We start from the raw sequence: 17,917 nt of genomic DNA, 5'->3' as shown, positions 1-17,917 counted from the left end.
ACTAAAGTCGGGCCGCGTGCCAGGCGACGTGGTCGCCGATGAAGCTCGAGATGAAGAAATAAGAGTGGTCGTAGCCGTCCTGCATCCGCAGGGTCAGGTCGGCGCCGCCCTCCTTGGCCGCAGCTTCCAGCAGGTCCGGCTTGAGCTGCTCGGCGAGGAAGTTGTCGGCTCCGCCCTGGTCCACCAGGATGGAGCGTCCGCGGGCGCGGCCCTGGGCGATCAGCAGGACGGCGTCGTGCTCGGCCCAGGCGGTCTCGTTCGGACCCAGATAGGCGGCGAACGCTTTTCGTCCCCAGGGGCAGCGGGTCGGCGAGGCGATCGGCGCGAAGGCCGAGACGGTTCGGAAGAGCTCTGGATGGCGCAGGGCCAGGGTCAGCGCGCCATGGCCGCCCATGGAGTGCCCGAAGATTCCCCGCCGCGCCGGATCGAGCGGAAAGCCGTCTTCGACCGCCGACAGAAGGTCGGCCGTGACGTAGGTCTCCATGGAAAAATGCGGCGCCCAGGGCGGCTGGGTGGCGTCCACATAGAACCCCGCGCCCTGGCCAAGGTCGTAGGCCGGGTCGTCGGCGACGCCTTCGCCGCGAGGGCTGGTGTCGGGGGCGACGATGGCCAGGCCCGCCTGCGCCGCGTGGCCATAGGCGCCGGCCTTGGTGGTGAAGTTGTCCTCGGTGCAGGTCAGGCCCGACAGCCAGATCGCGTAGGGATGGGGACCCTTCGCTTCGCCGGGAATGAACACGCTGAAGCGCATGGGCGTGCCGGTCGCCTGGCTCGCATGGCGCACGTAGCTCAAGGTTCCGCCATGGACCTTGTGCTGCTGGATGATCTCGAGGGCCATGCGGCTCCCTTACATGCTCTATAAGCGGGCGGCCAACCGCTTCCTCGTGAGCCGCCGATCATGACCGACCATATCGTCCGCCCTTTGATCGCGGCCGACATGCCCGCCGTCGCGGACCTGCAACTCCTGGCCTATCAGCCAATCTACCATGAGGACCAGGAGGTGCTGGAAAGCCGGCTCCTAGCCGGGCCGGGCTTCTGCTGGGGCGCGTTCGCGGGCGATGAGCTGGTCGCCTACATCCTCAGCCACCCGTGGCCCGCCGCCAGTCCGCCGGCGATCGGCACGCGGCTGGGAGCGCAGGCCGCGGACGTCGACAACTGGTTCGTCCACGATCTGGCCATGGGCCCGGCTGCGCGCGGCCACGGCGTCGGACGTCGGCTCGTCGACGTCGCCGCCGAGCGGGCGAGGGCGGCGGGGCTCGTACGCGGCGACCTTGTGGCGGTACAGGGGGCCTGGGCCTTCTGGGAAAAGATGGGCTATCGCGTCCCCGCCGTCGTGCCGGCGGCGCTCGCGGCCAAGGTCGCGGGCTATGGGGATGATGCCCGCTACATGACCATCGACCTGCGAGGTCGTACAGTCCCGTAAACGTGAACTTGCCCGTTCGTCTTCCGGGTGCAGAGTGACGGAGCTCTTTTCAGATCAAGGGACGGGTCGAAGAAGATGCAGGGCTTCGTTCTTATGGGCCGCCGCCGCGACGGTGTATCGCCCACCGCCGAGTTCACCGAGGGCGACGATGTCGCCCAAGTGATGGAGGAGGCGCGCTGCTTCCTCGACAATCATCCAAGCTGCGACGTCGTCGAGATCTGGCTGGACGACGTCAAGCTCGCCTCCGTTAGCAAGCGGGGCAAGCCGCCTTCCGCCTGGGCCTGATCGCGCCTTCCACGGAACTACGGCCGCGCTTGACCATTTACACCTGGAACGCGCGAATTCCGGGAGGACGCGATGAGGTTGGGAATCCTGATGGCCTGCGGCGCGCTTGCGGCCGCGGCCGGGCCGTCGCTGGCCCAGGACCGCATGGCGGCGAACGCTCAATTCTTCTCCGGAACCAACTTCACCGGCCGCACCCTTACCGTGACCGGCTCCATGCCGATCTTTCTGGCCACCTGGGCGCCGCGCAGCGTGCGGGTCGGCGGCGGCAGCGCCTGGGAAGTCTGTGAACAGCGCGCCTTCCGTGGCCGCTGCACGGTGATCAGCGGCGCCAGTTCCAACCTGCAGGCCCAGTTGGGCGTCAGCGGCGTCGGTTCGGTGCGCCCGGCTCCGGCCAGGCCGGTTCCGCCGCTCCCTCCGCAATCGGGTCACGGCGTCTCACTGAGAGGTATGGCGGCGGAGTTCTTCCCTGCGCCCCACGTTCGTGGACAGCGGGTCGAGGCTTGCGCGCGCGAGGGCGGAACGGCGGCCTGCATCGCCCGCGAGGCCGATACCTTCTGCCGCTCCATCGGCTATGTCCGGGCCCGGAACAGCGCCGCTGAAACTGTCGGCGGCCGCATCTTCTTGGCCGATGTCCTTTGCTCGAAGTGGAACTGAATGCGACACGCTCTTCCGATCCTGGCCGCGATCGTCCTGTCGGCCTGCGCCAACACACCGGGCGCCCCTCCCAGCGGAGGGAACGACGCCCTGATCGGGGCCGAATGGCGCCTCGAAGACCTGCTCGGCGGCGGGATTATCGACAACTCGCACGTGACCATGACCCTGGCCGAGGGCGGCTCGGCGGCTGGATCTGGCGGCTGCAACCGCTATTTCGGGAGCTGGGCCAGGCCGTCCGCCGGCAAGCTCACACTCAGCCAGATGGGCTCCAGCCGGATGGCCTGCGCGCCCGCGCTGATGGACCAGGAGGATAGGTTCCTCCGCGCCCTGGAAACCGCGGCCGACTACGCCTTCACGCCTGACGGCGCGCTAGTGGTCGGGACCGCCCAGGGACCGCTCAGGTTCCGCAAGGACTAGGCTCACAAGGCCCTCACCAGTTGAACCGCACGCCGACCTTCGCGGTCCAGGCCTCGCTGTCCTGATCGAGATTCCACTGATAGCCGCCGTTGATCAGCAGGGCAGCGTTCTTCGACATCTGCTTGGTCACGCCGCCGTTGAGCTCCATCCAGTTGGCGCCCAGGTCGGACTCGAAGGTGACCGGCCCGTCCTCGGCGTCGAAGGTGGTGCTGGGGTCGTCCAGGAACTCGTGGAGATAGTTGAGGCGCAGCCACCCGGTGGTCAGCAGCGGCTCCTGCGGGTCGTCGTTCTGCCAGGTCCGCGCCACCCTCAGGCCCAGCCGTCCGACCAGGGAGTTCGTGCTGTCGAAGGTCACGTGGGCGGCGATGTCGTTGGCGTCGCCGCCATCGAAGGTCTGGTAGACGATCTGTGCCTGGGGTTCGACCACCCAGTGTTCACGCACCCGGAAGGGATAGCCGCCTTCCAGCGACAGGGCCCAGCCGTCGCCGTCGCCGGTCAGTTCGGCCATGCGCGGGGAACGGGCCCAGGCGTCGTACCAAGTGTACTGCGCAACCGCGTCCAGATAGGCGCCCCGGGCCCAATAGTGGGTCCAGTAGCCGCCGATGGAGAAGGCTTCGATGCCCGCGGTGCCGGCCCGGATGTGGTTGATGTGGTCGACGTCCGCCCTGGCCTCGCCATAGGCGAGATATGCGCCCAGGTGATCCCGTTGGCCGTTGTCGTGCTCGTGCCGGTAGAGGTCCAGGCCAAGCTGCAGCGCGGCCAGGCGGTAGTCGAAATCAGGCCCCTCGTTGCTGTAGATGCCCAAGGGTCCGCCGTCGTGATGGCCGTCCCACATGACCCCGCGCACCCAGGCGCCGTTGAAGTTCCGGCGGCTCTCCGGGCGGCCGCGCAACTGCTCCTCCTCGCCGACCCGGTCGTGCAGGTTGTCGAGCAGCGCCCGGCCATAGAACGCCGCCAGAGCTGGCAGGGCGGTATAGAGCGAGGTCTCGATCCGATAGTCGGGAATATCCGGCGCTGGGCCAGGCCCCGGATCCGGGCCAGGGTCGGGGCCTGGGTCAGGTCCGGGATCGGGTCCGGGATCGGGACCAGGATCAGGCCCCGGATCAGGCCCAGGCCCAGGCCCAGGTCCGGGTCCAGGGCCCGGGCAGGGGGGCGAGGGCGCGCCCGGCAAGGCGCAGTTCAGTTCCGAGCGCAGGAACCAGTCGTTGTCGGAGCCGGCGACCGGTCCGCCGTGATAGAGCTTGTACTCGTACGGGCCGGCGGCCACCGGGGCGCCCAGCACGAACAACCCGTCCGGCGTCGTCGCGCCGTTCAGGGCGTCCACCAGCCGGATACCGTTGCCGACGGTCACCGCGCCGGCGCCGCCCGCGCGAGTGACGAAGACGTTGGCGCCCACGCCAGTGACCGTCGCTCCGCTGAAGACCAGCAAGTCGGTGTCCTGGGTCGCGCCGCTGTTCAGCACCGTGTTGAAGAGGACGTTGCTGCCGGTTTCCAGGTTCGCGGCGTCGGCGTCGATCGTGAATACCCCGCGCACGTTCGGCTGGCGGCCGGCCACCGAAAGCGTAGCGCCGTCCTGCAGTTCGAACTGGTTGGCGATGATCGTCCCCGCCAGGCCGCCCTGCAGCGTGGCGCCCCCCGCCACCGTGAAGGAGCTTGGCGCCGCCGCCCCCACGTCCGCGGCGCGCACTCCATAGACCGCGTTGTTGGCGACCTCGAACGCGCCGGCGTTCACCTCGGTGACGGCATAGATCGTGGAGTGGCGATCGGCGGCGTCGACGTATTCCGAGCCGTCGAAGCCGGCGCGTCCGGCGCCGGTCTTGATCACGCTGGTTCGTATCGCCCCGCTCGCGACCGGATCGAAGAAGGTGATGGCCCGGTCGGTGTCGGCGTCGAGGGTAAGGACCGCCGTCGTGCCTGTGCTGGCGAGATAGATGGCGTTCGCCCGCGCGGTCGTCGCGGTCTGGTGCCGGTTGCCGCTGAAGCTCATGTCCGCGCCGACCGCCTGCAAGGTGACATTGCCGCCGTTGCTGTAGATCGCGCCGCCCAGGCCTCCGGCGCTGTTGTCCTCGGCCGTCAGCCCGCCGGCGATCGTGGTGTTGCGGGCGGTGTAGATGGCGCCGCCCGCCTGGGCCGCCTGGTTGCCGCTGAGGGTGATGGCGCTGCCGGTGATCTCGTTGTCCCGATAGCTGCTCAGCGCCCCGCCTCGCCCGGCGGCCTGATTGCCGCTGATGACGACCGCGCCGGCCGGATTGCCGATGCGGATGTCCGATGGATTGTTGTCGCCGACATCGAGGGCGCCGCCGTCGCCCGACGTGCCTGCGCTGGTTCCCAGCGCGCGGTTGCCGGTGATGGTCGTGGCGCCGGTCCCGGTCGTGTTGATCAGCAACGACCCGAGGTGGGTCTTGATCGCACCGCCGTCGCCGAAGCCCTCGTTGTTCGACATGACCAGCGGCCCGGTGATCTCCGCGCCGTTGTTGGTGTAGATCGCGCCTCCGTGCCGTGTGGCGTGATTGTTCGAAAGGGCGATCGACTGGCCCGTCAGGATGACGTTCGCGGTGGTGGCGCTTCCGTTGTTGGCGCGAATTCCGCCGCCGTTCGAATTGGTGTTGTCGACGGTGATGACGCCGCCGGGGCGTAGATAGCCGGAATAGTTGTTGGTGATCTGGATCGTGTCGTCGGCGTCGCCCACGCGCAGGATGCCATCATCGTCCGACAGGCCGCCGCCTGCGTCCGTCTCCACCACCGGGCCGCGGCCGACATTGTTGTCGATGGTGATCACGCCGGCCCCGGAGTCGTCGATGATGGTCAGGTCGCCGTTCTGCACGTGGATCGCTCCACCAGCTTCGGCCAACGCCGTATTGCCCTGGGCGATCAGGCTCCCGTTGATCGTCAGGGTTCGGTCGGAATAGATCGCGCCGCCGAACACGCCCGCAGTGTTCCCGATGAGGGAAAGGGTCGCGTCGGTATTGATGGTCAGCCCTCCGGCTCCTGCCGGCATCTTCTGGATGGCGCCGCCCGATCCTGCCGGCCGGGCCCCGTTCCGAAGCACGAAGTCGCCGCCGGTCAGGTTGAGGGTTAGTCCGCCTGTGCCCCCATTGCTGGTGAAATGGCCGTTGCTGACCATCGAGATGATCGTCGAGCCGGATGCAGCCTGGAAGTTCACGGTGGTCGCGCTCGTGGGCAGGGCCGAGTCGCCGGTCAGCGTCGCATCGCCCTGGAAGACCAGCGTGGCCCCCGCCCCGATGGAACCTGGCACGGCGCCGCCGGGGGCGATTGTCGTCTGCGCGCTCGCCTGGCTCGCCGCCAGCGCCAGCCCTGGAAGCAGCAACCAGCCGAGGGGGCCCGCATACTGGCGACCGCGGCGGTGGGGCGGCTTCGGGCCCTGTCCCTTGAGATGCCTGCGCATTGGGTTCCCTCCATTCGACCAGGGTCGAAGGCCGGCCCCGAAAAGGCGGCGCCCGGATCGGTCGCAGGATCGAAGGAAGGGCGATCAAGGAGCCATCAGGTCTTTCCAGCGGCTTGATCGGATATTTACCTATGGGGGTATTATGCAAAAGCGCTACTAGAAGGAGTTTCCTTGCGCGCCTAGGTCTCGGGACTCAACACCTCTCTGGCCGCCTGGGCGAAGTCCCCACCTTGGCCCGCCGTCTCCTCTGCATAGACGAGCCCGATCGTACGCCTGGGCGTGAAGCCGTCCAGCTTCACGCGGGCCACGCCGTCAGCCTGGTGGCTGTCGGGCATGACGGTGATCCCCAGCCCGGCGCGAACCAGGGCCAGCACCTTGTCGTCGCTGGTTCCCCGATAGCTGAAGAAGGGCCGCACGTTCAGGCCGGTGAAGTAGCGACTGGTCTGGGCCAGGACTTCGCAATGGCGGCGCACCATCATCACTTCGTCGGCCAGGGCCTCGCCGGGCACCGAAATCTCGCCGGCCAGCCGGTGACCGGCGGGAAGGGCCAGGCCATAGCCCTCCTCGAACAGCCGCTCGCTGCGAAGCCGGTCCGTGGACGGACTGATGGTGGTCAGGGCCAGGTCGACGCGGCGGCGGTCCAGCAGCGCGGCGACCTCACGCTCGGAGCCGTCAAGCAGTTCGATCCGTTCCTCGCCGCCGGCCTGGCGGATCAGGATCTCCTCGACGAGCGCCGTCGGGATCGTCGCCAGCACAGCCACGCGCAGCAGCCGACTCTGCGGTGCGCCCGAAACCGCGGCCAGGGCGAGATTGTACTCATGTTCGATCCGCCGGGCGTGGACCAGCAGGCGGGCGCCGGCCTCGGTCAGGTGGACCCGGCGATTGGTGCGGTCGAACAGCCGCGCCTTCAGTTCGGCCTCCAGCTTGGCGATGCCGGCCGACAGGGTGGGCTGGGCCACGTTCTCGCGCGCGGCGGCGCGGCTGAAGTTGCCCGTCTCCACGATGGCCAGGAAATAGCGGAGCAGGTACCGATCCATAATAGATGAGACCTATCATATGCATCATGATCGTTCAATTTTGTGGATTGTTCTTCCGGGCCTAGGTTTGCGAACCTGCCTCTCCCATCAGAGAAGTCCGAGCCCATGACCGGTCCCAGCTTCCAGTTCGGCCTCGGCGAGACCGCCGACGCCATCCGCGAGACCACCGCCCGCTTCGCCGCCGACCGCATCGCGCCGATCGCCGCCCAGGTGGACGCCACCAACACCTTCCCTCGCGAGCTCTGGCCCGAGATGGGCGAGCTTGGCCTGCACGGGATCACGGTGGAGGAGGAGTATGGCGGGCTTGGCCTCGGCTACCTCGAACACGTGGTGGCCATGGAGGAGGTCAGCCGCGCCTCGGCCTCGGTCGGCCTCTCCTACGGCGCGCACTCCAACCTTTGCGTGAACCAGATCCGTCGCTGGGGGACCGACGTGCAGAAGCGCCGCTACCTGCCCAAGCTGATCAGCGGCGAGCACGTCGGCTCGCTGGCCATGAGCGAGGCGGGATCCGGCTCGGACGTGGTCTCGATGAAGCTCCGCGCCGACCATCGCGGCGACCACTACGTGCTGAACGGCACGAAGTTCTGGATCACCAACGCGCCGCACGCCGATACTCTGGTGGTCTACGCTAAGACCTCGCCGGACGAGGCGAGCCGCGGCATCACCGCCTTCCTCATCGAGAAAGGGATGAAGGGTTTCTCGGTCTCGCCCAAGCTCGACAAGATGGGCATGCGCGGCTCCGACACCGCCGAACTGGTGTTCGAGGACTGCGAAGTCCCTGAGGAGAACGTCCTGGGGCCGCTGAACGGCGGCGCGGGCGTGCTGATGAGCGGCCTCGACTACGAACGCGCGGTGCTGGCCGCCGGGCCGCTGGGGATCATGCAGGCCTGCCTCGACGTGGTGCTGCCCTATGTCCGCGAGCGCCAGCAGTTCGGCAAACCGATCGGCTCTTTCCAACTCATGCAGGGCAAGGTCGCCGACATGTACGTGGCCCTGAACTCGGCCCGGGCCTATGTCTACTCCGTGGCCAAGGCCTGCGACGCTGGCCTCACCACTCGCTTCGACGCTGCCGGCGCGATCCTGCTGGCTTCCGAGAACGCCGTCCGCGTCAGCCTGGAGGCGGTGCAGGCCTTGGGCGGAGCGGGCTACACCAAGGAGTTCCCGGTCGAGCGTCTGGTCCGCGACGCCAAGCTCTATGACATCGGCGCCGGGACCAACGAGATTCGCCGTTTCCTGATCGGGCGGGAGCTGCTGGGCGCATGACCAGGCTCACGACCTCGATCGACAAGGCCGGCGAGACCTTCAAGGCCAACGCCGCACACAACCGCGCCCTGGCCGAGGAACTCGCCAGGCACACCGCGCAGACGGCGCTGGGCGGCTCGGAGGCCTCGCGCCATCGGCACGCCTCGCGTGGCAAGCTGCTGCCGCGCCAGCGGGTCGAACGCCTGCTCGATCCTGGCTCACCGTTCCTGGAGGTGGCGGCGCTCGCCGCCCACGGGCTCTATCGCGACGAGGCGCCGGGCGCCGGGATCATCACCGGCATAGGTCGCGTCGCTGGGCGCGAGGTGATGATCGTCGCCAACGACGCGACGGTGAAAGGCGGGGCCTATTTCCCGATCACGGTTAAGAAACACCTGCGCGCCCAGGAAGTGGCGATGCAGAACCGCCTGCCGTGCGTCTACCTGGTGGACTCCGGCGGCGCGAACCTGCCGCACCAGGCCGAGGTCTTCCCGGACCGCGACCACTTTGGCCGCATCTTCTACAATCAGGCGCGGATGAGCGCCGAGGGCGTCGCGCAGATCGCCTGCGTCATGGGCTCTTGCACCGCCGGCGGCGCCTATGTGCCGGCGATGTCCGACGAGACGGTGATCGTCCGCGGCCAGGGCACCATCTTCTTGGGCGGCCCGCCGCTGGTGAAGGCCGCCACCGGCGAGGTGATCTCGGCCGAGGAACTCGGCGGCGCCGACACACACGGCCGGCGCTCCGGTGTCGTGGACTATGTGGCCGAGGACGACGAGCATGCCCTGACCATCGTCCGCTCCATCGTCGCCAACCTGAACTCGACCAAGACGGTCGACCAGGACCTGCGCGCGCCGCGCCCGCCGGCCTACGATCCGGAGGAACTCTACGGCATCGTCCCCACCGACGTCCGCGCGCCCTATGACGTCCGCGAGGTGATCGCCCGCGTCGTCGACGGCTCCGACTTCGACGAGTTCAAGGCGCTTTACGGCACGACCCTGGTCTGCGGCTTCGCCCGTATCTGGGGCCATCCGGTGGCGATCCTCGCCAACAACGGCGTGCTGTTCTCCGAGAGCGCACTGAAGGGCGCGCACTTCATCGAGCTGGCCTGCAAGCGGAAGATCCCGCTGGTCTTCCTGCAGAACATCTCCGGCTTCATGGTCGGCGGGAAGTACGAGGCCGGCGGCATCGCCAAGGACGGAGCCAAGCTGGTCACCGCCGTCGCCAGCGCCGAGGTTCCCAAGTTCACCGTCCTGATCGGCGGCTCCTTCGGGGCCGGCAACTACGGCATGTGCGGCCGCGCCTATTCCCCGCGCTTCCTCTGGACCTGGCCCAACAGCCGCATCTCCGTCATGGGCGGCGAGCAGGCCGCCAGCGTCCTGGCCACCGTCCACCGCGACGCCGACAAGTGGACGCCAGCCGAGGCGGAGGCCTTCAAGGCCCCGATCCGCGCCAGGTACGAGGAGGAGGGCTCGCCCTACTTCGCCACCGCCCGCCTGTGGGACGACGGGATCATCGATCCGGTCCAGACCCGCGACGTCCTCGGCCTCTCCATCTCCGCCGCCCTCAACGCGCCGATCCCGGAGACCCGGTTCGGCGTCTTCCGGATGTGACCATGATCAAGAGCATTCTGGTCGCCAATCGCGGCGAGATCGCCTGCCGCGTCTTCCGCACCGCCCGGGCGATGGGCCTCGCCACCGTCGCCGTCTATTCCGAGGCCGACGCCGACGCGCCGCATGTGGCCATGGCCGACGAGGCCGTGCTGATCGGCCCGGCGGCGGCGCGCGAAAGCTATCTCGACGGCGAGAAGATCATCGACGCGGCCCTGGCCGCGGGCGCCGACGCCATCCATCCGGGCTATGGCTTCCTCTCCGAGAACGCCGACTTCGCCGAGGCGGTGGTCGCCGCGGGCCTGACCTGGGTCGGCCCGCCGCCCGAGGCGATCCGCGCCATGGGCTTCAAGGACGCTGCCAAAGCGCTGATGGCGGCAGCGGAGGTGCCGGTCACCCCGGGCTATCTCGGCGAAGACCAGTCCGCCGAGCGGCTGAAGGCCGAGGCTGACAAGATCGGCTATCCCGTCCTCATCAAGGCGGTGGCCGGCGGCGGCGGCAAGGGAATGCGCAAGGTCGAGCATGCGCAGGACTTTGCTGCCGCCCTCACATCCTGCCAGCGGGAAGCGCTGGCGTCGTTCAACGACGACCGCGTGCTGCTGGAGACCTATGTCCAGCGCCCGCGCCACATCGAGGTGCAGGTGTTCGGCGATGCCCACGGCAATGTCGTTCACCTCTATGAGCGGGACTGCTCGCTGCAGCGCCGGCACCAGAAGGTGATCGAGGAGGCCCCGGCCCCCGGCATGAGCGAGGTCGCCCGCGCTGCCGTCACGCAGGCCGCAGTCAACGCCGCCAAGGCGGTCGGCTATGTCGGCGCCGGCACGGTGGAGTTCATCGCCGACGCCAGCGAGGGCCTGCGCCCCGACCGGATCTGGTTCATGGAAATGAACACCCGGCTGCAGGTGGAGCATCCGGTCACCGAAGCGGTGACCGGCGTCGATCTGGTGGAATGGCAGATCCGCGTGGCGGCCGGCGAACCGTTGCCGCTCGGCCAGCACCAGATCGAGCTTTCCGGCCATGCCCTCGAGGCGCGGCTCTATGCGGAGAACCCGGCCGGCGGCTTCCTGCCCTCCATCGGGGTGCTGGAGCACTTCCGCCTGCCCGAAGACCTCGTTCGCATCGATTCCGGCGTCGAGGAGGGCGGCGAGATCACCCCTTTCTACGATCCGATGATCGCCAAGCTGATCGCCCATGCGCCCACGCGCGAGGGCGCCTCAGACCTGCTGGCCCAGGCATGCAGCGAGGTCGAGGTCTGGCCCGTCAGGACCAACGCCGGCTTCCTCGCCCGCTGCCTGGACCATCCCGACTTCATCGCCGGCGAGGTGGACACCGGCTTCATCGAGGCGCGGATCGAGGCTCTGGCCGCTCGACCGGACCCGACCGAGCCCGCCCTGGCCGCCGCCGCCATGGCCCTGACCCTGACCGAGGAGGACGCCGCGCCGGCCGGTCCCTGGGCGGCGCTCACCGGGTTCCGGCTCAACGCCCCGTCCAGCCGCACCATGCGGCTCTATCTGGGCGACCGCGGCTTCGACGCGCCGCTTTACTCCGATGACGTGCCTGACGACGTCCTCTTGACCGAGGACGGCGAGGTCGTGGTCTTCGACGCCGGCGAGACCTTCGTCCTGACCCCGCGCCCGCCGATGAAGGACGCGGCCCACAGCGGCGGCGGGGACGGGGCGATCGCCTCGCCCATGCCGGGCAAGGTGGTGGCGGTTTCGGTCGCGGTCGGTGATGCGGTGGCCCGCGGCCAGACCCTGCTGACCCTTGAGGCCATGAAGATGGAGCACGCGCTCGCCGCCCCCTTCGACGGCGTGGTCGAGGCGATCAGCGTCAGCGTCGGCGACCAGGTCAGCGAGGGCGTCGCCCTGGCGCGGCTCAAGGCGGCGGATTAGGCAAGCTGCGCCGCGGGCGCGGCTTCTGCTAGGTTCGCCCCTATGTCCAGCGCCCAGCATGTCCGCGCCATCCTCGAAGCCGCGCGCCTTCCCCAGCCTGAAGCGCTCGTCGGCGTGGTCGATCACGGCCGGTCCGGCGACCTCGTCGCGCGGGCGGGGGAGGCGGTGGTCAAGTTCGCCTCGACCTCTGCCAATATCGAGTTGCTGGCCCGCGAGATCGCCGTGCTGGAGTGGCTGGGGCCGCAGGCGCCGACGGCGCCGGTTCTCTGGAGCGGCGAGCTGGACGGCGGCCTCGCCCTGGTGATGAAGAACCTGGCTGGTCGTCCGGTTTCGCATCTTTCGCCACAGGAAGCTGCCGACGGCCTGGCCGCGACTGCGCAGGCCCTCGCCGCCCTGCACGGCCGCGATCCCGCCGGCTGCCCCTTCGACATGCGCCTGGACGTCAAGTTCGCCCTGGCCGAACGCCACGTCGCCGCCGGCCTGGTGGACGAGGGCGACTTCGACGGCGAGCGCGCCGGCTGGACCGCCCGCCAGGCCCTGGACGCCGCCCATGCGACCCGTCCGGCTACGGAGCGTCTCGTCCTCACCCACGGCGACGCCAGCCTGCCCAACTTCCTCTGGAGCCCCGGCCGGCCCGTCCGCCTGATCGACCTCGGTCGCTTGGGCCTCGCCGACCCCTACCAGGACCTCGCCCTCTTCCTGCGCTCGGCTAAGTACAACTACCCGGACCTCGACGCCGCTGCGATCCTGCGCGAGCACTATCCGCTGGCTCAGATCGACGAGGCCGCCTGCGACTTCTACCGGCTGATGGACGAGCTGTTCTGAGCGGCGAGCGCGTCGCAGATCGGGGTTGAGACATCCAGGACGACCGGTTCGGCGTCGGGGATCGTGTAGCGAATGCGGGCCTTAGCGGCTGTTCGCGCCCTCTCGCGGAACTCCGCGAGAGGGTGCGAATTCTGGGGGGCGCTGCTTCCCTAGTTCGTCTTCCTTTGCTGCGGTCCGCGGCCGACAAAGTTCTCTAGCGTATCCATCGCATCGCCGACGAGGGTTGTTGGAAGCGCCTTCTGCCAGTCGTTGGTGCCATACCAGACGCGGCGGATCGGATCGTATCGCGGCTTGCCATCCCAGCTGCCGGTAAGGCGTCGATGTTGTTCCTTGGGCAGGACCTTGAGGAACATGTAGTTGTTGCGCGGGTCCTGTGCCGTCCTGCTTTTCCCTTTTAGTGGGATCGTGTGGTGAATCTCTTGGCCTTTGCCGGCGACGCCTTTGCGTCGAAGGGACTTTGCCGCAGCGTTCGCGGTGACCGAGCCCTTTTTGAGCATCGTTACGCCCTTGCTTGCCGCCCTAACGCCTTTCGCTGCAATCCCGACGGGAAGAACATCTGCTACTGCCATCGCACCATTGAATGCGGCGCTTGCGTAGTCGCCGTCCTGAAAGTCCGCGGCCGCCTCCCAAGCAGGCCCGACGACCGGAATGAAAGATTGAAGAGTAGTAGGGCGAGCAATCTTCCTTCTCGCCATCTCACGGTCGTAGAGTTCACCTTCCGGATCGGGTACGCTTTTTGGTTCGCCGAGAGGCATCTTCGCCATCTGCGTTCTTTCTGCAAATTGAAGGGAAATCGCACGCTGGCCCGCGGTGATTGCGGTCGGCTGTGCTGGATGTATCCGCTCAAACCCACTAGGCGAGCGATGACCAAATCATCCAGGATTTCCCCGAATTTGTCCAGAACAAATTAGGAACAATAACTCCCGTAGTGCGCCCCCTAAAACACCACCACGCTTCTGATGCTCTCGCCCGCGTGCATCAGGTCGAAGGCCTTGTTGATGTCTTCCAGCGGCATGACGTGGGTGATCATCGGGTCGATCTGGATCTTCCCGTCCATGTACCAGTCGACGATCTTCGGCACGTCGGTGCGGCCGCGGGCGCCGCCGAAGGCCGAGCCTTTCCAGACGCGGCCGGTGACCAGTTGGAAGGGGCGGGTGGAGATCTCCTTGCCCGCCTCGGCCACGCCGATGATCATGCTCTCGCCCCAGCCGCGATGGCAGGCCTCCAGGGCCTGGCGCATGACGTTGGTGTTGCCGGTGCAGTCGAAGGTGTAGTCCGCGCCGCCGTCGGTCAGGGCGACCAGGTGCGCGACGATGTCGGCGCCGCCGATGTCATTGGGGTTCACGAAGTGGGTCATGCCGAACTTGCGGCCCCACTCTTCGCGGTCGGGATTGATGTCGACGCCGACGATCATGTCGGCGCCCACCATCTTCAGGCCCTGGATGACGTTGAGGCCGATGCCGCCGAGGCCGAAGACCACGGCGTTGGCGCCCGGCTCGACGCTGGCGGTGTTGACCACGGCGCCGACCCCCGTGGTGACGCCGCAGCCGATGTAGCAGGCCTTGTCGAAGGGGGCGTCGGGGCGGATCTTCGCCACCGCGATCTCGGGCAGGACCGTGTAGTTCGAGAAGGTCGAGCAGCCCATGTAGTGGGCGATCTGCTGGCCCTTGTAGGAGAAGCGGCTGGTGCCGTCGGGCATCAGGCCCTTGCCCTGCGTGCCGCGGATGGCGGTGCAGAGGTTGGTCTTGCGCGAGAGGCAGCTTTTGCACTGCCGGCATTCGGGCGTGTAGAGCGGGATCACGTGGTCGCCAGGCTTCACGCTGGTGACGCCGGGGCCGACCTCGACCACCACGCCCGCGCCCTCGTGACCCAGGATCGAGGGGAAGATGCCTTCGGAATCCAGGCCGTCGAGCGTGTAGGCGTCGGTGTGGCAGACGCCCGTCGCCTTGATCTCGACCAGCACTTCGAAGGCCTTGGGGCCCTCCAGGTCGACCTCGACGATTTCCAGCGGCTTCTTGGCTTCGAAGGCGACGGCGGCGCGGGTCTTCATGGCGTCCTCGTTGGATGGCTTCCCGCCCCACCTACGCCGAGCGGCGCCGAAGGGAAAGCCCCGGAAGGCGTGGTGAAAGCCCGGCGGCGATCAGGCCGGGCGCGCGATCGACTTGCCCATCCGCACCAGCGGCACGCGCACGCCGGCGGACGTTTCGGCTTCGAAGGGCTCGATGCGCCGGTAGCCGCAGGCGGCGTAGAGCGGCTCGCCGGCCATGGTCGCGGCCATCTCGCAGCGGTCGAATCCCTCGGCTGCGGCCGCGGCCTCGCAGGTCGCCAGGATCATCCGGCCGACGCCGCGGCGGGTGAAGGCCGGGTCGGTGTACATGGCGCGCACCCGGGCCGCTTCCGTCGCCGGATCGAGCAGGGCCGCGTCGCGGCCGGCCGAGTGGTCGCCCCCGAACAGGGTGGCGCGCCGGCTCCAGCCGCCGCAGCCGGCGATCGCCTCGCCCGCCTGGACCACATAATAGGTGCGGTCGGCGATGAGTTGGCTGTCCAGCCCCATCACCTCGCGCGAGGCCGCCACCTGCGGCGCCGGCAGGAAGGCCGGCAGCAACTGGTCGATCGCCCGTTCCATCACCTGGCGCAGCGTCGGGATGTCGGCCTCCAGGGCCAGGCGGATGGTCAGGGCCGTATCCATGCCCTCGACTACTCCAGGGCCTGCGCTCTCGTCACCTGCAAGCTCGCCGTCTGCGGCGACGGCTTGGCGGCTTTCCGGCGATGGCCTACCTAAGCTGCATGGCGAGCGCCTTTGATCTGTTCAAGCTGGGAGTGGGCCCCTCGAGCTCGCACACCATGGGGCCGATGACGGCGGCAGGCCGCTTCGTCGAACGGCTGGCGGGCCGGGGCCTGCTGGCGCGCACGACGCGGGTGGAGGCGAAGCTTTACGCCTCCCTGGCCCTCACTGGCCGCGGGCACGCCACCGACCGCGCGGTCATGCTGGGCCTGGCCGGGTTCGCACCGGCCACCATCGATCCGGACGCCGCCGAGGCGGCGCTGGAGGAGATCAGGGCCACGGGGCGGCTTCCCCTCGGCCGCGTCGGCCCTACCATCGGCTTCGACGAGGCGCGCGACATCCTGTGGGCGGGGCGCGAGCGCCTGCCGCAGCATCCCAACGCCCTGGCCCTGCGCGCCTATGACGGCGAGGCGCTGCTGGCCGAAGACGTCTATTTCTCCGTAGGCGGAGGTTTCGTGCTGGACGCCGCCGAGATGGCGGCGGGCGCGACGGTGGCGCAGGCGGCCGTCGAACCCTATCCCTTCGCCTCCGGCGCCGAACTGTTGGCTCAGGCGGACGCCGCCGGGCTCTCCATCGCCGAACTGATGTTCGCCAACGAAACGGCGACGCGCACGGCCGAGGAGGTCAACCAGGGCCTCGACGATGTCTTCGCGGCCATGGAGGCGTGCATCGACCGCGGCCTGCGGCAGGAGGGCTGTCTGCCGGGCGGGCTGAAGGTCCGCCGCCGCGCGCGCCAGATCCACAACGAACTGATGGCCAAGGTGGAGCGCAACATCTCCGACCCCCTGGCGGCGCTCGACTGGGTGAACCTCTGGGCGCTTGCGGTGAACGAGGAGAACGCCGCCGGCGGCCGGGTCGTCACCGCCCCCACCAATGGCGCGGCCGGGCTGCTGCCGGCGGTGCTCAGATATTACGACCGCTTCCACCGCGGCGGGCCGGAGGGAAGGCGAACCTTCCTGCTGACCGCCGCGGCCATCGGCGCGCTCTACAAGCGCAACGCCTCGATCTCGGGCGCGGAGGTCGGTTGCCAGGGCGAGGTGGGCGTCGCCTGTTCGATGGCGGCGGCCGGTCTGACCGCGGCCCTGGGGGGCGCCAACGCCCAGATCGAGAACGCCGCCGAGATCGCCATGGAGCACAATCTTGGCCTGACCTGCGATCCCATCGGCGGGCTGGTCCAGATCCCCTGCATCGAGCGCAACGCCATGGGTGCTGTGAAGGCCATCGACGCCTCGCGGCTGGCGCTGCTGGGCGATGGACAGCACACCGTCTCGCTGGACAAGGTCATCGCCACCATGAAGCGCACCGGCGAGGACATGAGCGAAATCTACAAGGAAACCTCGCTGGGCGGCCTGGCCGTAAACGTCGTGGAGTGCTGACGGGTGGCTAAAGCTCGGCCGCCACCTCGCAGACCAGCCTCAATAGCCACTCGACCGCGCCGGTCTCGCCGCTGCGCACCACCGCCCCGACGACGAACGGGGTCGGTTCGCGGCTCGGTTCGATCAGCACCGCCCGGCCGCCCTGTTCGGCCAGTTGCGCCAGCCTGCGCGGAAGCAGGGCGGCGACGTCGGTGTCGGCCACCATCACCAGGGCCGAATAGGGGTCGGGCACGCTGATCGGGCTGTCGACCTCCCGCAGGCTCACCCCGCCCAGGGCGTATTCCTCGCTCCAGTTGGCGATACGCTGCAGGCCGACGCCTCGGCCCTGGGTGGTTTCGCGCGGGTCGGGCGCCCCGATGACCAGCCGGGGCAGGGCGGCCAGCACCTCGTCGCTGACTCCATGCTCCAGCGCCGGGTGGCCCGAGCGGATGACCCAGACCCCGGTGTCCTCGAACAGCGGCGTATGGGTGAAGCGTTCGGCGACATGGTCGAAGCCGCCCAGCGCCATGTCCAGCCGGCCGCGGTCGAGGTCTTCGGCCAGGTGCGAGGTGGGGCTGGCCAGGTGCAGCTTGGCGCCGGGCGCCTCGACCAGCAGCCGCTTGACCACGGCCGGCATCAGCACCGAACAGGCATAGGCGCTGGCCGCCACGTTGAAGACCCGCTGGGTGGTTTCCGGGTCGAAGGCCGGGGCGATCGCCTCCTCCAGCAGCTTCAGGGCCGCGCGCACCGCCCCGCCCATCTCCGCGGCCCTCGGCGTGGCGCGCAGGCCCAGCGGGCCGCGAACGAAGAGGTCGTCGCCCAGCGCCGCCCGCAGCCGGCCAAGGGCGTGGCTGACCGCCGATTGGGTCAGGCCCAGTTGCTCGCCCGCCCGCGTGGCGCTCTCCTCCTCCAGCAAGGCCACGAAGACCCGCATGAGGTTCAGATCGAGATTACGAAGATGAGTATCATTCATGATGGTGGTGACAAACTAT

The 17,917-nt window shown here is 68.7% G+C and carries 16 protein-coding genes; 9 read left to right on the top strand and 7 right to left on the bottom strand.

Annotated features, from left to right (window positions below; genetic code table 11):
- Position 1: 1 nt before the first annotated feature.
- Complete coding sequence (fghA, locus tag ABID41_RS05640; RefSeq protein WP_331932575.1) at positions 2 to 835, bottom strand: S-formylglutathione hydrolase; 834 nt, start codon at positions 833 to 835, stop codon at positions 2 to 4.
- 60 nt (positions 836 to 895) lie between these two features.
- On the opposite strand from fghA, the gene ABID41_RS05635 reads away from it, so the two are divergent.
- From ABID41_RS05635 to ABID41_RS05620, 4 genes are all read left to right on the top strand, one after another.
- Positions 896 to 1,420, top strand: a complete 525-nt coding sequence (locus ABID41_RS05635; protein ID WP_331932574.1) for a GNAT family N-acetyltransferase — start codon at positions 896 to 898, stop codon at positions 1,418 to 1,420.
- A gap of 75 nt (positions 1,421 to 1,495) precedes the next feature.
- Positions 1,496 to 1,705, top strand: coding sequence for a hypothetical protein (locus ABID41_RS05630; RefSeq protein WP_331932573.1), 210 nt, complete (start codon positions 1,496 to 1,498; stop codon positions 1,703 to 1,705).
- Between the two features lie 72 nt (positions 1,706 to 1,777).
- Positions 1,778 to 2,359, top strand: a complete 582-nt coding sequence (locus tag ABID41_RS05625) for a beta/gamma crystallin-related protein (RefSeq protein WP_331932572.1) — start codon at positions 1,778 to 1,780, stop codon at positions 2,357 to 2,359.
- Positions 2,360 to 2,776: an META domain-containing protein gene (locus tag ABID41_RS05620; protein ID WP_331932571.1), complete on the top strand. Its 417-nt coding sequence runs from the start codon at positions 2,360 to 2,362 to the stop codon at positions 2,774 to 2,776.
- A gap of 13 nt (positions 2,777 to 2,789) precedes the next feature.
- Here ABID41_RS05620 and ABID41_RS05615 read toward each other — a convergent pair whose 3' ends face one another.
- Together ABID41_RS05615 and ABID41_RS05610 are read right to left on the bottom strand one after the other, a co-directional pair.
- Entirely contained in the window at positions 2,790 to 6,182 is a 3,393-nt protein-coding gene (locus tag ABID41_RS05615) for an autotransporter family protein (protein ID WP_331932570.1), read from the bottom strand.
- Positions 6,183 to 6,361: 179 nt separating this feature from the next.
- On the bottom strand, positions 6,362 to 7,219 hold the full coding sequence (locus ABID41_RS05610; RefSeq protein ID WP_331932569.1) for a LysR family transcriptional regulator: 858 nt from the start codon (positions 7,217 to 7,219) through the stop codon (positions 6,362 to 6,364).
- Between the two features lie 105 nt (positions 7,220 to 7,324).
- Between ABID41_RS05610 and ABID41_RS05605 the strand changes: the two genes are divergently transcribed.
- Genes ABID41_RS05605 through ABID41_RS05590 form a run of 4 tightly spaced genes read left to right on the top strand, consistent with a single transcriptional unit; the run spans position 7,325 to position 12,785 of the window.
- On the top strand, positions 7,325 to 8,482 hold the full coding sequence (locus tag ABID41_RS05605; protein WP_331932568.1) for an isovaleryl-CoA dehydrogenase: 1,158 nt from the start codon (positions 7,325 to 7,327) through the stop codon (positions 8,480 to 8,482).
- Positions 8,479 to 10,071 (top strand): carboxyl transferase domain-containing protein, encoded by a 1,593-nt coding sequence (locus ABID41_RS05600; RefSeq protein ID WP_331932567.1) that lies wholly within the window; start codon positions 8,479 to 8,481, stop codon positions 10,069 to 10,071. The genes ABID41_RS05605 and ABID41_RS05600 overlap by 4 nt, the downstream gene beginning before the upstream one ends.
- A gap of 2 nt (positions 10,072 to 10,073) precedes the next feature.
- A complete protein-coding gene (locus ABID41_RS05595) occupies positions 10,074 to 11,960 on the top strand; it encodes an acetyl/propionyl/methylcrotonyl-CoA carboxylase subunit alpha (RefSeq protein ID WP_331932566.1) in 1,887 nt (628 codons plus the stop codon).
- Between the two features lie 42 nt (positions 11,961 to 12,002).
- Positions 12,003 to 12,785: an aminoglycoside 3'-phosphotransferase gene (locus ABID41_RS05590; RefSeq protein WP_354297279.1), complete on the top strand. Its 783-nt coding sequence runs from the start codon at positions 12,003 to 12,005 to the stop codon at positions 12,783 to 12,785.
- 149 nt (positions 12,786 to 12,934) lie between these two features.
- On the opposite strand, the gene ABID41_RS05585 is transcribed toward ABID41_RS05590, so the two are convergent.
- From ABID41_RS05585 to ABID41_RS05575, 3 genes are all read right to left on the bottom strand, one after another.
- Complete coding sequence (locus ABID41_RS05585; RefSeq protein ID WP_331931554.1) at positions 12,935 to 13,549, bottom strand: hypothetical protein; 615 nt, start codon at positions 13,547 to 13,549, stop codon at positions 12,935 to 12,937.
- Positions 13,550 to 13,722: 173 nt separating this feature from the next.
- A complete protein-coding gene (locus ABID41_RS05580) occupies positions 13,723 to 14,835 on the bottom strand; it encodes an S-(hydroxymethyl)glutathione dehydrogenase/class III alcohol dehydrogenase (protein WP_331931553.1) in 1,113 nt (370 codons plus the stop codon).
- Positions 14,836 to 14,925: 90 nt separating this feature from the next.
- Complete coding sequence (locus ABID41_RS05575) at positions 14,926 to 15,474, bottom strand: GNAT family N-acetyltransferase (RefSeq protein WP_354297278.1); 549 nt, start codon at positions 15,472 to 15,474, stop codon at positions 14,926 to 14,928.
- A gap of 80 nt (positions 15,475 to 15,554) precedes the next feature.
- Between ABID41_RS05575 and ABID41_RS05570 the strand changes: the two genes are divergently transcribed.
- The gene (locus ABID41_RS05570) at positions 15,555 to 16,946 is read left to right on the top strand and encodes an L-serine ammonia-lyase (protein WP_331931990.1); all 1,392 of its coding nucleotides are present in this window, start codon (positions 15,555 to 15,557) and stop codon (positions 16,944 to 16,946) included.
- A 7-nt stretch (positions 16,947 to 16,953) separates the two neighbouring features.
- Here ABID41_RS05570 and ABID41_RS05565 read toward each other — a convergent pair whose 3' ends face one another.
- Complete coding sequence (locus ABID41_RS05565) at positions 16,954 to 17,898, bottom strand: LysR family transcriptional regulator (RefSeq protein ID WP_354297277.1); 945 nt, start codon at positions 17,896 to 17,898, stop codon at positions 16,954 to 16,956.
- Between the last annotated feature and the right edge of the window lie 19 nt (positions 17,899 to 17,917).

Source organism: Phenylobacterium koreense (genome assembly GCF_040545335.1).
GTDB classification, from domain to species: Bacteria; Pseudomonadota; Alphaproteobacteria; order Caulobacterales; family Caulobacteraceae; genus Phenylobacterium; species Phenylobacterium koreense.
Note: the sequence above shows the minus strand (reverse complement) of the source record. Positions and strands in the feature narration are given on the sequence as shown.